This is a genomic window from Acidihalobacter yilgarnensis, assembly GCF_001753245.1.
In the GTDB taxonomy this organism is placed as follows: Bacteria; Pseudomonadota; Gammaproteobacteria; order DSM-5130; family Acidihalobacteraceae; genus Acidihalobacter; species Acidihalobacter yilgarnensis.
Genome location: NZ_CP017415.1, coordinates 2932775 through 2945944, shown reverse-complemented (window position 1 = coordinate 2945944; position 13170 = coordinate 2932775). Strand labels below are relative to the sequence as shown.

12 protein-coding genes, 1 tRNA gene and 1 pseudogene are annotated in these 13170 nt (G+C 58.4%); 12 read left to right on the top strand and 2 right to left on the bottom strand.

Features of this window, described 5'->3' with window-relative positions:
* Positions 1 to 9: 9 nt before the first annotated feature.
* From tolR to BI364_RS14175, 9 genes and pseudogenes are all read left to right on the top strand, one after another.
* Positions 10 to 420: a protein TolR gene (gene tolR, locus BI364_RS14215; protein WP_233279526.1), complete on the top strand. Its 411-nt coding sequence runs from the start codon at positions 10 to 12 to the stop codon at positions 418 to 420.
* Between the two features lie 2 nt (positions 421 to 422).
* Positions 423 to 1457, top strand: coding sequence for a cell envelope integrity protein TolA (tolA, locus tag BI364_RS14210; RefSeq protein ID WP_070079307.1), 1035 nt, complete (start codon positions 423 to 425; stop codon positions 1455 to 1457).
* Between the two features lie 5 nt (positions 1458 to 1462).
* Positions 1463 to 2755, top strand: a complete 1293-nt coding sequence (gene tolB / locus BI364_RS14205) for a Tol-Pal system beta propeller repeat protein TolB (RefSeq protein ID WP_233279525.1) — start codon at positions 1463 to 1465, stop codon at positions 2753 to 2755.
* Between the two features lie 54 nt (positions 2756 to 2809).
* Positions 2810 to 3475 carry a peptidoglycan-associated lipoprotein Pal gene (gene pal / locus BI364_RS14200; RefSeq protein ID WP_070079305.1) on the top strand — a complete coding sequence of 222 codons (666 nt, stop codon included), beginning with the start codon at positions 2810 to 2812 and terminating at the stop codon, positions 3473 to 3475.
* A gap of 26 nt (positions 3476 to 3501) precedes the next feature.
* Positions 3502 to 4293 (top strand): tol-pal system protein YbgF, encoded by a 792-nt coding sequence (gene ybgF / locus BI364_RS14195; protein ID WP_070079304.1) that lies wholly within the window; start codon positions 3502 to 3504, stop codon positions 4291 to 4293.
* Positions 4280 to 4972 carry a 7-carboxy-7-deazaguanine synthase QueE gene (gene queE / locus BI364_RS14190; RefSeq protein ID WP_233279524.1) on the top strand — a complete coding sequence of 231 codons (693 nt, stop codon included), beginning with the start codon at positions 4280 to 4282 and terminating at the stop codon, positions 4970 to 4972. Before ybgF ends, queE begins: the two co-directional genes overlap by 14 nt.
* Positions 4948 to 5664 (top strand): 7-cyano-7-deazaguanine synthase QueC, encoded by a 717-nt coding sequence (gene queC / locus BI364_RS14185; protein ID WP_070079303.1) that lies wholly within the window; start codon positions 4948 to 4950, stop codon positions 5662 to 5664. The genes queE and queC overlap by 25 nt, the downstream gene beginning before the upstream one ends.
* A gap of 158 nt (positions 5665 to 5822) precedes the next feature.
* A pseudogene (locus tag BI364_RS14180) lies at positions 5823 to 6991 on the top strand (YeeE/YedE family protein).
* Positions 6992 to 7071: 80 nt separating this feature from the next.
* Positions 7072 to 7147 (top strand) — tRNA-Lys (locus tag BI364_RS14175).
* A 402-nt stretch (positions 7148 to 7549) separates the two neighbouring features.
* Here BI364_RS14175 and BI364_RS14170 read toward each other — a convergent pair.
* Positions 7550 to 8014 carry a DUF302 domain-containing protein gene (locus BI364_RS14170; protein WP_070079302.1) on the bottom strand — a complete coding sequence of 155 codons (465 nt, stop codon included), beginning with the start codon at positions 8012 to 8014 and terminating at the stop codon, positions 7550 to 7552.
* Between the two features lie 143 nt (positions 8015 to 8157).
* Between BI364_RS14170 and BI364_RS14165 the strand changes: the two genes are divergently transcribed.
* Positions 8158 to 8628, top strand: a complete 471-nt coding sequence (locus tag BI364_RS14165) for a hypothetical protein (RefSeq protein WP_070079301.1) — start codon at positions 8158 to 8160, stop codon at positions 8626 to 8628.
* Here the strand turns inward: BI364_RS14165 and BI364_RS14160 are convergent.
* Positions 8625 to 10988: a putative bifunctional diguanylate cyclase/phosphodiesterase gene (locus BI364_RS14160; RefSeq protein ID WP_156782776.1), complete on the bottom strand. Its 2364-nt coding sequence runs from the start codon at positions 10986 to 10988 to the stop codon at positions 8625 to 8627. The genes BI364_RS14165 and BI364_RS14160 overlap by 4 nt on opposite strands.
* 147 nt (positions 10989 to 11135) lie before the next feature.
* Between BI364_RS14160 and gshA the strand changes: the two genes are divergently transcribed.
* Positions 11136 to 12671, top strand: a complete 1536-nt coding sequence (gene gshA, locus BI364_RS14155) for a glutamate--cysteine ligase (RefSeq protein ID WP_070080093.1) — start codon at positions 11136 to 11138, stop codon at positions 12669 to 12671.
* An 87-nt stretch (positions 12672 to 12758) separates the two neighbouring features.
* The gene (locus BI364_RS14150; RefSeq protein ID WP_070079299.1) at positions 12759 to 13076 is read left to right on the top strand and encodes a hypothetical protein; all 318 of its coding nucleotides are present in this window, start codon (positions 12759 to 12761) and stop codon (positions 13074 to 13076) included.
* Positions 13077 to 13170: the final 94 nt, after the last annotated feature.

Sequence of the window (13170 nt, the reverse complement as noted above, 5' to 3'; positions counted from 1 at the left end):
CGCAAACCGATGGCCCAAATTAACGTCGTGCCGTATATCGACGTGATGCTAGTGCTGTTAGTGATATTCCTCGTGACTGCACCCTTGCTGAAGCAGGGTGTCAAAGTCGATCTGCCACGCGTCCCGTCCAAGCCGGTTTCCAGTCAGGCTACCCAGCCGCCACTGACCGTCACCGTGAATGCGCAGGGTATCTTTTTTGTTAGTCAGGGCGCGAATCCGACGCAACCACTTGACGCGGCGGCCTTGAGACGCATTGTCGGCGAAGTGTTGAGTAAGAACCCAAAAACACAGGTCTATGTGCGTGGTGATAGCCACGTGAGTTATGGGAAGGTTGTGGAGGCAATGGGTATCCTGCAACAAGCCGGTGCCGAAAAAGTGGGGTTGGTCACAGAACCCCCTGCCGCAAACTCGCAGCGCTAACCATGTGGCGTGAACTTCAAAGGCACCCATGGGCCTTATTAGCAGCGATACTTCTAAATGTACTGGTGCTGATTCTGTTCGGCATTGGTCTCAGTCGTAATCACGAAATTACCCCGGTTTCGTCCGGCGCGCCGATTCAGGCCGCGTTGATGGCGCCTCCGAAAGACGATCATGCCAAGGCCGCCGAGGAGGCCAAGGCAAAGGCCGCTGCGGAGGCGAAGCACAAGGCTGAGGTGGCCGCCCAGGCAAAGGCCGTTGCGGAGGCGAAACAAAAGGCCGAGGTGGCCGCCAGAGCGAAGGCTGCTGCGGAGGCGAAGCAAAAGGCTGAGGCCGCCGCCCAAGCCAAGGCCGCTGCGGAGGCGAAGCACAAGGCTGAGGCTGCCGCCAGAGCGAAGGCTGCTGCGGAGGCGAAGCAAAAGGCTGAGGCCGCCGCCCAAGCCAAGGCCGCTGCGGAGGCGAAGCACAAGGCTGAGGCTGCCGCCAGAGCGAAGGCTGCTGCGGAGGCGAAGCACAAGGCCGAGGTAGTCGCCCAAGCCAAGGCCGCTGCGGAGGCTAAGCACAAAGCCGAGGCCGCCGCCCAGGCAAAGGCCGTTGCGGAGGCGAAACAAAAGGCTGAGGCCGCCGCTCAGGCGAAGGCTGCTGCGGAGGCGAAGCGAAAGGCAGAGGAAGCTGCGGAGAAACGCCGTCTACAGTCGCAGATCGCAGCCGAGGCGGCTGCGCTCAAACGGCAGCAGATGGCGGCAGTCGCCGCTCGGAATCACCGATTGCAGAACTCATGGCTGGCAGCCATTCGATCGCGTGTACAAAATAACTGGTTGATTCCGCCGGGTTATCAGCCTGGCCAGAGTTGCCGTGTCATGGTGCAGCAAGACCCTGCGGGGTATATTCTGAGCCTGCAGATTTCCGATTGTACTGGCGACGAATTGTTCAAGCGCTCGGTCGAATCCGCCGTTAAGCGCTCAGAACCGTTGCCTCTGGCCCCTAATCCGAGTGTTTTTCAGCGCACATTGATATTCGATTTCAAGCCCCAGGGATGATGCATATGCAACGATTTGCGGTGATTCTGTGTTTGATCCTAGGAGCTGCTTGGGTGCAGGCTGAGGCTGCGCTCAACATCACCATCACACAGGGAGCTGTAGGGGCGACGCCGATCGGTATCGTGCCATTTGCCTGGACGGGGACCGGGCAGCCGCCGCAGCGTATCGGGCATATTGTCGCCGACGATCTGGCGCGCAGTGGATTGTTCGCGCCGGTGCCGGCTGCCAAGATGCCTCAGCAACCTACCCAGCCAAGCCAGATCGACAACAGTGCATGGAGTAAAATTGGGGTGGGTGACGTGGTCATCGGTGGCCTGGAATCCCTCGGAGGTGGCCAGTACAGCGTTCACTTTCAGCTGTTCGACACCTTGCAGAATCAGCAATTGCTGGGCTACCGCTTTCAGGCGACGATTGGCCAGTTGCGGCAGGCGGCACATCGGATCAGCGACTTGGTCTATCAGCAGTTGACCGGACAGCGAGGGGCATTTAATACCCATATCGCTTATGTCAGCACCAAGGTCGAAAATGGGCGTATTGCGCGTTTTCGAATCATGGTGGCGGACTATGACGGCCATGACCCTCAGATTGTTTATTCATCACCGAGACCGCTTTCGTCACCTGCCTGGTCACCGGATGGTAAATACATCGCTTACGAATCCTTTGCCTCGGGGCGTCCGAAGCTCTATTTGCAGAATTTGACGACGGCCAAGCGCGAGATGATCTCCGATCAGTCAGGCCTGAATAGCGCACCTGCGTTTTCACCCGATGGCACTCGGCTTGCCATGACCTTGACGCACGACGGTCATGCCGAGATTTATGTCATGAATCTCTCGACCCGTCAGTTGATTCAGGTGACGCATGACGCCTCCATCAACACGGGGGCCGCCTGGATGCCGGATGGGAAATCGATTGTGTTTACCTCTGACCGGGGGGGCTCGCCACAAATTTATGTCAAGACGATCGGCGGCGGCCCTGCGCAACGGCTGACCTACGATGGTAATTACAATGCCGGCGCTACCGTATCGCCAGACGGCAAAAAAATTGCGTTTGTGCATCAGGCAGGTGGCGCCTTCCAGATCGCGATTATGAATTTGGGTACTGGACAGATGCAGGTGCTGACCCGAGGCCCCCTCGACGATGCCCCTAGCTTCTCGCCAAATGGTGCGATGGTCATATTCAGTACCGTCGAGGGTGGTAAAAAAGTATTGGGTGTCGTGAGTGTCGATGGGCGTGTACGCCAGCGGTTGAGCGGCCCCGAGTATGTCAGTCAGCCGGCCTGGTCGCCGTATGGCAGTTGAGTGTTTGAACGGGATATTGTTGTCCTATTTTCGGGCTTTCCAAGGAGAGTGGTTATGAACAAGTTTTACAGAATATTGGCGGTCATCGGTCTGGCCACCACGCTGGGGGCTTGCGCGCCGACCTCGCAAACGATTAAGCCGTCATCCACCGGTGGCTCAGCGGGTATGGGGATGGGGAGCGCAGGCGGCACCGGTGAGCAGGGACAGGCGAATGCCTTGCAAGGCCAAGGCGGGATGAGCGCGAGTGAGCTCAATAATCCGGCCAGCCCGCTTTCCAAGCGCGCGATCTATTTTGCATTCAACAGCAGCACGATTGCCCCTCAATACCTGGCGATCATCAGCGCACATGCCAAATACCTGTCAGCGCATCCGGCGACGACGATCAAGCTCGATGGCAATACCGATGATCGCGGCTCGCATACCTATAATATGGCGCTTGGTGAGCGACGTGCACAGGCTGTGGCGAAGTTGCTGGAGTTGCAGGGCGTCAAATCGAGCCAGCTCGACATCATCAGCTATGGCGAGGACAATCCGGTCTGCCTGCAGCAAAATGAGTCCTGCTGGCAGAAAAACCGCCGGGTGAACCTAGTTTATCCGGGGCAGCCGGTTACCGGCTCTGCACCGATGAGCGCGGCGCCAATGACCCCAGCCCCAATGACCTCGGCTCCGAATGGGCAGTCATCGACCGATAGCGCTCAGGCGCCTATGCCCGGGCAGTAGCAATTACGACGACGGAACTCGCTTTTATGCGTTCAGCTCAGTGGATACCTGTAGTTCTGCTGGGGGCGGCAATCGCCGCCTCCAGCATCCCCGCGCATGCAGACGACAGTCAGGCCGTGATCCAGTTGTATCAGCAGATCACCGGGCTGCAGCAGGAGATTCGTGAACTCCGTGGTCAGAATCAGGAGATTACCCACGAATTGGATGATTTGCGCAAACGGCAGCGCGAGTTGTACATGAACACGGATCAGCGCTTACAGGCGCTGGAGGCTGCGGTTTCCGGTGGCGCGACGGCAGCGTCGAGCGGGAGTGCCGCCAATGGCGGCACAGGCTCGCCAAGTGCTGCGAGTCCATCGATGCCGTCGGCTTCTACGGGCCAGCCGGCAGCCTCATCGACATCAACGCCGGCAGCGGTTGCTGTCGCTAGCGGCGGCAATGGGCTTGATGCCTATCAACAAGCCTTCAATTTATTGAAAAACAGCCATTATCACGAAGCGGTCGATGCCTTCAAATCCTTCATCAAGCAGTATCCACAGAGCCCATATGTACCGAATGCGGCTTACTGGATGGGTGAGGCATTGTACGTCGAACAGCATTTTAATCAGGCGCTGGCGCAGTTTAGGTTGGTCGTGAACCAGTATCCTCAGAGTAATAAGGTTGCAGCCTCAATGCTCAAGATTGGCTACAGCCAGTATGAGCTCAAGCAATGGCCGTCAGCACGCAAGACCCTGCAGAACGTGGTAAATAATTACCCCGGCACCAGTGCGGCGCGATTGGCCGCCGATCGCCTGAGTCGCATGCAGCGTGAAGGACATTAATTACCCGATCAGTGCCGAGCCATCCGCTACTAGGGGCTCTGCCAAGCTGCGTATTACCGAGATTTTCCTTTCCCTGCAGGGGGAAGCGCGCGATGTCGGGTGGCCGACGGTCTTCGTCAGACTGACCGGTTGCCCGTTGCGCTGCCACTATTGCGATACCGCGTATGCATTTTCCGGCGGAAGCGCCATGTCGCTTGATGAGGTGCTGTCGAAGGTCGCCGACTATGCGGTGAGTCACGTCACGGTTACGGGGGGCGAGCCTCTCGCGCAGCGCAGCGTGCTGCCGCTACTCGTAGCATTATGCGACGCGGGATATACGGTCTCCCTCGAAACTAGTGGTGCGCTGGATGTATCCGCAGTCGATCCACGCGTGGTCAAGGTGGTTGATCTCAAGTGTCCGGACTCGGGTGAGTCTGGGAAAAACCGCTTGGAGAATCTACAGCATCTTGGCACTCGGGATCAGATTAAGTTCGTGATTTCAGGGCGTAAAGATTATGAATGGGCATGCACCCAACTCAAGGCATTCGATCTGGTGACGCGTGTCGAGGTCTTGTTCTCGCCGGTCCATGACCAGCTAGAACCGACCATGCTGGCCGAGTGGATTCTGGAAGACCGTCTGCCGGTACGATTTCAGATCCAGCTACACAAATATTTATGGGGAGAAGCGGCAGGACGATGAATAAGGCCGTGATTCTATTGTCCGGCGGACTCGATTCCGCCACGGTACTGGCCATTGCCCGCGCGGCGGGCTTTGAGTGTTTTGCGTTGAGCTTCGATTATGGCCAGCGACACGCGGCCGAACTGGATGCCGCAAGCGCCGTTGCTTTGAATGGTGGCGCGATCGAGCATCGTGTGGTCAAGTTGGATCTCAGTGCAATCGGTGGGTCCGCGTTGACCGACGAATCCATCGCAGTACCGGAGGCGCCGAGCGAAGGTATCCCAGTGACTTATGTGCCGGCGCGTAACACGGTATTTCTGGCAGTCGCGCTGGGCTGGGCCGAAGTATTGGGGGCTCAGGATATCTTCGTGGGTGTCAATGCAGTGGATTATTCGGGTTATCCCGATTGCCGCCCGGCATTCATCGAGGCCTTTGAGCAGTTGGCGAACGTGGCTACCAAGGCGGGTGTCGAAGGCACGCATTTTCACGTCCATGCCCCACTGATCGATGATACCAAAGGGGAAATCATTCATCGTGGGATGGCATTGGGCGTCGATTACGCACGCACGGTGTCCTGCTATCAGGCCGATGACGATGGCCGCGCTTGTGGGCGCTGCGACGCTTGCCGGTTACGTGCAGCAGGATTCGAAGACGCTGGCGTGCCAGACCCGACTCGTTACCGGGATTTGAATCGCCGGTCCAGCCCGGAATAAAACCTCCACCCGACGCATCTTAAGTTGCGCGACTGATTTGGCCGCAGGGCCGATTGTGTCCTGCGCGACTACAATGAGAACTTATTTGCAGAGGGACGGCTTATGGATCTGACAACTACTCAACAGGTCTTACTCGGGGGCTCGGGCTGGCGGTAATCATGGGTGCGGTGGTCAACAAGACCAATTTCTGCACCATGGGCGCGGTTTCAGACTGGGTCAACATGGGTGACACTGGGCGTATCCGGGCCTGGATGTTCGCCATCGCGGTCGCCATCGCGGGTGTGCTTATCCTGCAGTGGACCGGGCAGGCGAACATGTCCATGGTGGCGAATAACAGCAAGTCTTTCCCCCCTACCTGACCAGTTCGCTCGCATGGCCGCGCTATCTGGTCGGCGGCTTCCTGTTCGGCGTAGGCATGACGCTCGGCAGCGGCTGCGGCAACAAGACCATGGTGCGCATCGGCGCGGGTAACATCAAATCGCTATTTGTTTTCGCGATGATGGGTGTGGGCGCCTATCTGATGATGTACACCAATTTTGGCTATCACGTCTTTCTTAAATGGATGACGCCAGCCTTCGTCGACGTGAGTAGCTTCGGTGCCAGTAATCAGGGTATTGGTAGCATCCTTGCGGCGGCATTTGGCATCCATTCACCCCATGTCGTCGGGTATGTGATTGGTGTATTGCTGAGCCTGACCTTGATTGTCTGGGCATTGCGCTCGAGCGACTTCCGTGGCAGTCGTGACAACGTGATCGGTGGTTTGGTCGTTGGTCTGATCGTGGTTGGCGGCTGGTGGCTAACCGCGGGTCCAGTAGGTCAGCATTGGCTGAGTGACATTGAATTCATGGACACGCCGCCGGCTGCTCCCGGCGCACAGTCCTTTACCTTCGTATCCCCCAGTGGGCAGGTGCTTTATTTCCTGACGGCCGGTTTCAAATCCAAGCTGGTGACCTTCGGCATGATGGTGGCACTGGGAGTGGTGCTGGGTTCCTTCCTATACGCATTGTTCACGCGCAAGCTTCGGCTTGAGTGGTTCTCCTCGGTGACCGATTTCGGCCGCCACATAGTCGGCGGTTTTCTGATGGGGGTCGGTGGCGTGCTGGGTATGGGTTGCACCATCGGCCAAGGTGTGACCGGCGTGTCCACATTGGCGCTCGGTTCGTATATGACCTTGATCTCGATTATCTTCGGCAGCGCCTTGACCATGAAGATCGAGTACTACCGGATGGTCTACGAAGGAGAGGCCACTTTCTTCAGTGCGCTGATCGCTGCGCTGGCGGATTTCCACTTGGTGCCTGGCAAGTTGCGCAAGCTCGAGGCAGTTTAAAGTTTCAATTTCGCGTCGAGGGATTGCGCCCCGGGATTCCGGGAGAGCCCTCGACGCGTTATACTGCGCCGCTCGCTTGCGGGCCGTTAGCTCAGTTGGTAGAGCACCGGACTTTTAATCCGATGGTCGTTGGTTCGAGCCCAACACGGCCCACCATCCTTTCCTGGCGTCAGTACGTGCGCTATCAAGCGCGCTATCTTCTGACTTCCACGCTTTCTTTCCTTCGCTATCTGGCGCGTTCGCCAGCTGGCGGCTGCCTGGTGGCGTCAATGCCGCCCATGGATAAGGCCCCGATTGAATGGGTGCGAATCTGAGCGGAATGAGCGCCAAGTTCGTGTAGTGGTGACCGCGAAGCTGCTCAGCGAGTGGCGTGGCGATGGACGCAGAGACAAAAGTGGGGATGAAAGACCGCTTCGATTGGCACTGAGACGGCGTGCTCAGGCGGTAGACCATGCCCTCCGAGCGATATCGGATCGATAAAAGGTCTGTGTATGAGGTGGCGGCGGAGGAGGCCTCGCAGTTTACAAGCCTCCCCCGCTGCCCTAAACGCTACGCCGACTAGTGGGTTGCGGCCTTCGTAAAGGCCCTGAGTGCTTTATGCATAGTGGCAACTGCTTCGCTGCCGCAATGACCGAGGCGGTCGCGTTTGGCGATGTATTCCGGACTGTTGTAGCTTAGCCAGACCTGACCTTTGGCATCTTGCCAGGCCAGTGCCTTCAGGGGAAGGTCAAGTCCCGCGATCTGCTTGCATTCCATCAGGTGCGTACCGATCTTGGGGTTGCCGAAGATGAGTAGCTCGGTTGGTCGTAGTGCCAGGCCTACGCCGTGGGCTCCCTTGGCATGGTCGATGCGAGCGAAGATGGTCATGTGCTTGTCTTTGAGTGCTTGCTCAAGGCGGTCAATGGTCACCGCGACGCTGTGGTTGCTGCGCAGCGTGACGATGCCATTTCCGCGCGCTAGCGCGGCGGACGAGGCCGCCGCGAACAGAAAAAGACTCAAGATGATAGTGGTCATGCGTTTCATGAGATGATCTCCCGGGAAGGTAGCTGATTGTCGTAGCGTGACTCTTTGCTATCATCATCATAGTCGTCACTCTATGACAATGTTAATAGTATGGATATTGTGCCATGTGCGTGGATGATGACGCCAAAAGTCGGTCTCTATCTATGTCGGTCGGTATCAAGCCTGCTGCGTCTGCTGCCGGTTTGTGGCCATCGGCGGAATATGATCGCCAGATTGCGCGTTTGCGCGCCGCAATCGGTTGTTCAATCTATCTTATCGAGGCGCGGCTAGATGCGCCGGTGCCGAGCGCTAGCGCGAGTGGGCGACCCCACGAACTTATGGGGCTGATTGATTATCCCCGGCCGGATCCCGCTCGCCGGCTTTATCCGCACCTGCTTTTACTTGACGATGGGCGTGGCCTGAATCTGGGGCGCGTGCTGAGGGTCAGCTTGGATCGAGCCTATGCGCCCAGTGCGGAGCAGTGTTTGTTTACGGATGCCGCGCTCATGCAACTTTTGTTGCCTAGCGAGCGAAGTCTGAGTCGGAGGCTGATCCGCGAAGTGAGTCATGTACAACTGGGCGAGTTGCTCGGGCGATCAACACCTGATCGAGTGCTGGAAGACGATAGCACTTAATCCTCGCCGATGGCGGTATCCACCCCGGTCCGTTGTTGCCAGGAGAGGGCGCGCTGGAGGAATTTGGGTTCTGGAAGCGGTGGACTGAACCAGTAGCCTTGGCCAAGATCGACCCCGAGCGTCTTAAGGAGTTGATACTGGGCTTCAGTTTCGATGCCTTCGGCCAAGGTATGACGGCCGAGTACATGCGCCAGGGCGACAATGGCCTTGACGATCTCCAGATCCTCTGGATCGGTGTCGATTTCACGGATGAAGCTCTGGTCGATCTTGATGGTCTGTGCCGGCAGTTTGCGCAGGTATGCGAGAGATGAATAGCCGGTGCCAAAGTCGTCGATGGCTAGGCGGAGGCCAAGGGCGCTGAGCTTACGCATGATCTCTGCGCTGTGCAGAACGTCTTCCATGACCGCGGTTTCGGTGATCTCAAGTTCGATATGCCGAGCGGTAATCCCTGCAGTGTCGAGCTCGTTTTGAAGCTGATCGATCAGCTCCGGGCTGTTGAACTGGGAAGCGCTCAGGTTGACCGAGATGCGTAAATCCAAACCGATGCGTTGCCAGTCCTTGACATCCGAGCAGGCGCGCCGGAATACCCATTCTCCTAACGGAGCAATCCAGCCGGTAGTTTCGGCAAGTGGGATGAATTCGCTAGGGGGCAGCAGGCCGCGTTCGGGGTCGTGCCAGCGGATCAGCGCTTCTGCACCGACGATCTGTCCACTGGCCAGGTCGATGATCGGTTGATAGTAAAGCCTGAATTCGTCGTGTTCGAGCGCCCGCTCAACCGCGTGCTGGAAGCTGACGCGCGCATCGCTGAGGCGTCCTGCCTGCGGATCATAGAATGAAATGCCGGATTGTCCCCGCTTGGCGGCATGTAGAGCAGCGTCGACGGCACGTAACAACCCGGCGGCGCTGTGGGCATCGTCCGGGATACACGCGATACCGATGCTGGCCTGCAGGCGAAGTGTTCGGCCCTCTATTTCATAGGCCGAATTGATGGTGCGACGGATCGATTGCGCGGCAGCATGGGCATTGATCAACCCAGAACCGGGTAGGCCGAGCAGGAATTCATCTGCGTCGAGATGAGAGACGAAGCCGTTTAGACGTTCCGCATGAATACGCAAACGGCGTGCTATTTCCTGGAGCACGCGGTCACCGGCTTCGGTGCCCAGCGCGGTATTGATGTCTTTGAAATTGAGTAGATCGATCTGCAATACGCTCAGAGTGACGCTGCCGCGGTTGAGTTCCGCTTCTATCCATTCCTGGGCGCCGATACGGTTGGGTAATCCAGTGAGTACCTGACGGCGCGCTTGTACGGTGAGTTCGGAGGCGTGCCGCTGTTCGCGTACGATCAGTAGGTAGGCTAGTCCGATAAAGCCCAGGATGCTGAGTATCCCGAGCGTGACGAAGGGCGTGATGCGGCGCCCCCAGTCGAGCAGTATCTGGCGCGAAGAGAGGCTGGCGTAAGCAACCGCCGGAAATCGGGATAGGTGGACGTAGATGCCGAGGCGGTGGCTGCCGTCGGTCTGCACCTTGCCGTGGTAGGCGCCGATTTTTGCGCCGGGATTTTTGCGTAACTCCTGGATCAGCGAGCCCTTCATTTGGATGCTGTAGATGCGCCGGGGATTCGCCGTAGGCAGGCGCGCAATGTGGTAGCCATCGGTCCGGATCAGGCCGATCGCCGTGTCCGTGGGCAGGGTCATGTGCGCCCAGGCGGAGGTGATGTGCTGGAGCAGTACCGCAGCCTGGATGATGTAGCGTGGTTTGCCGTCACGGTAACGCACGACGTAGCGCACCGGGATGCGCCAGGCGCCGAGTACGAGCCCGAACTGAGTTAGTCCGATCCAGGGGCCTTCGCTTTTGAGCGTGGCCTCCAGGCTGGCGCGAAACGCGGGGTTGTCGCGCGGATCTGGCAGCCTGCTGCCGAAGGGGCGGTCGGTATTGAGCAGCATTTTGCCGTCGGGCGCGAATAGGGCCATGCTCGCCACGCTGGGATGAAAATCCTGGTAGGTTTTGAGGAGGGTGTAGTTCGCGGCAAGATTGTCGGGCTCATGGCGTAGCTGTTGGCTCAGGTAGGGGAGGTCGTTACCAAGCTCATCAAAGACTGCTTGCGCGTTATCTGAGACGAACTGGGCTACAACGCGCAGATTGCCGAGCAGCTCCGAACGCGTTTGCTGCCAAGCCCATAGGCTGACGCCGGCCAGCATGGCGAAGCCGCCGAAGATGAAGAGTACCGCCAGTGGCCACCACAGTCTCCGTGCTGTGCGGGCAGGCGTATTGGATGGGCGAGGCTTACGAATGGCTGATCCCTCAAGCCGTTGTGCGGCCGATTGGCGTTGTGCTGAAATGGCGCACTTCCGTGCAATCAATACTAGCTGCTGGGAGCCTTCGTCGCCAACCGTTGCGCCTTCGCCAAGAGCGTTTGCGCTAGAATGCGCGCTAGTCGCCGATCCACAGTCATCGAATTTGGGACCCCCATTTTGTACGCTTCAGCCGAACGCCGTTTACGCAAACTCATGGATCAGGGCGAAGCCGGATTGGTCCGCCGCAACCGCATCGGGCTGGAGAAGGAAAGCCTGCGCGTGCAGGCGAATGGCAGTATCGCCCAGACGCCACACCCCCGTATCCTGGGGGCTGCGCTCACGCATCCGTATATCACGACCGATTACTCCGAGGCGCTGCTCGAGCTGATTACACCGCCGGGGGAAGACAGCGCCGAAACGCTGCAGTTTCTCTGCGATACCCATCGTTTCGTTTATGCGCATCTGGGCGAGGAATTTCTCTGGGCGACGAGCATGCCGTGTCTGCTGGGTGGCGAGGCCAGCATCCCCATCGCCGAATACGGCGAATCCAACGCGGGGCGCATGAAGCACATCTACCGGCGTGGGCTGGGTTACCGCTACGGCAGGGTCATGCAGGTGATTGCTGGCGTGCATTTCAATTTCTCGATGCACGAAGATTTCTGGCCGGTCCATCAGGCGCTCGCGGGCGTGGCGGGTGATCCAAGCGATTTCGTGTCCGCGTCGTATATGGGGATGCTGCGCAATCTGCAGCGGATCGGTTGGTTGATTCCCTACCTCTTCGGCGCATCGCCCGCGGTGTGTGCCTCGTTCTTCAAGGGTAGCCATACGCGGCTGCCGAATTTCGATACCCACACCCACTACGAGCCCTATGCAACCTCTCTGCGTATGGGGGATATCGGCTATACCAACGCGAAGGAAGGTGAGACTGGGGTGAGGGTCTGCTACGACTCCTTGGCGAGCTATATCGACAGCCTGGAGCGTGCTATCCGTACTCCAAGCTCACGTTATGCCGAGATCGGCGTTAAGGTTGACGGCGATTATCGTCAGCTCAGCAGTAATATCCTGCAGATCGAAAATGAGTACTACAGTAGTGTGCGCCCCAAGCAGGTACTTGAAAGTGGCGAGCGTCCGGCGCTGGCGCTGCGCCGCAGGGGCGTTCGATACATCGAGCTACGTTCGCTCGACGTCAATGCCTACCACCCACTGGGCGTGAGCCCAGAGCAGATGCGCTTTATCGAGGCCTTTTTGATCTTTGCCCTATTCTGCGACAGTCCGGTGGTCGGTGCGCAAGAACGGCAAGCCATTGACGATAATTTTCTGAGGGTTGCGCATCGTGGCCGCGAGCCGGGTCTTGCTTTGCGGCAAGAGGGCCGCGAGCGTGAGCTGCGGGATTGGGCACTCGAGATACTGGATGTGATGACCGGGTTCTGCGAATTGCTCGACGGCGGCAGTGGCGGCACCTATTGCAAGGCACTGGCGCGGCAACGGGATAAGGTACGCGATCCGGAGGCAACGCCATCCGCGCGTATGTTGCGCGAGATGCGTGAGCGCGGCGAGGGCTTCCATGCCTTTGCGTTGCGCATGTCCGAGTCGCATCGGGATTTTTTCCTGGCAGAGTCTTTATCGGCTGATCGTCAGGCGTTCTTCGAGCGATTGGCTGGCGATTCCTTGCATGCCCAGTCGGTACTTGAGGCGGGCAAGCATGAATCGTTGGACGACTATATCGCAGCGTATTTTGCCACTGCATGAGTGAGCGTGGCGTGATGTTGCGCCCGACGCGCCTAGGGTTACCCGAGTACACTCCGAAAGGGGGTTTCCCCACTCGAGGTTCCCATCATGAATCAGTCACAAGCCGGGCTCTCCCCGGTTGAGATCAATACGCGCTGCGTCGAGTTGTTTCTGCGTGACGACGTCCGTCAATTCTGCTGGCATCCCCGGATGTTCTGGGTCGTCAATGGGCAAGATGCGCCCAATGCTCGTACCTTGGTCACGCCCAAGGTCGATCTGATGGAGTTGGAGGTACTTCTCTCCAGTGCCGCACGCGTTCCTTCGACTTGCGCTGAGGGACTCAATGATCGCGAGGCGGGACGCGCTGATTTCATTCAGCGCAACCTTGCACGCGGCGATATGCCGTATTTGCGCCGTCCTCTCTGAATACCGAATGCCCTGGCGACGCGTGCCAGGGCGTCTTTGCGTTGATTCCCTGTTTCGGTGCCTGTCCTGAGCGCCCGTAATCCAGCTGATATCC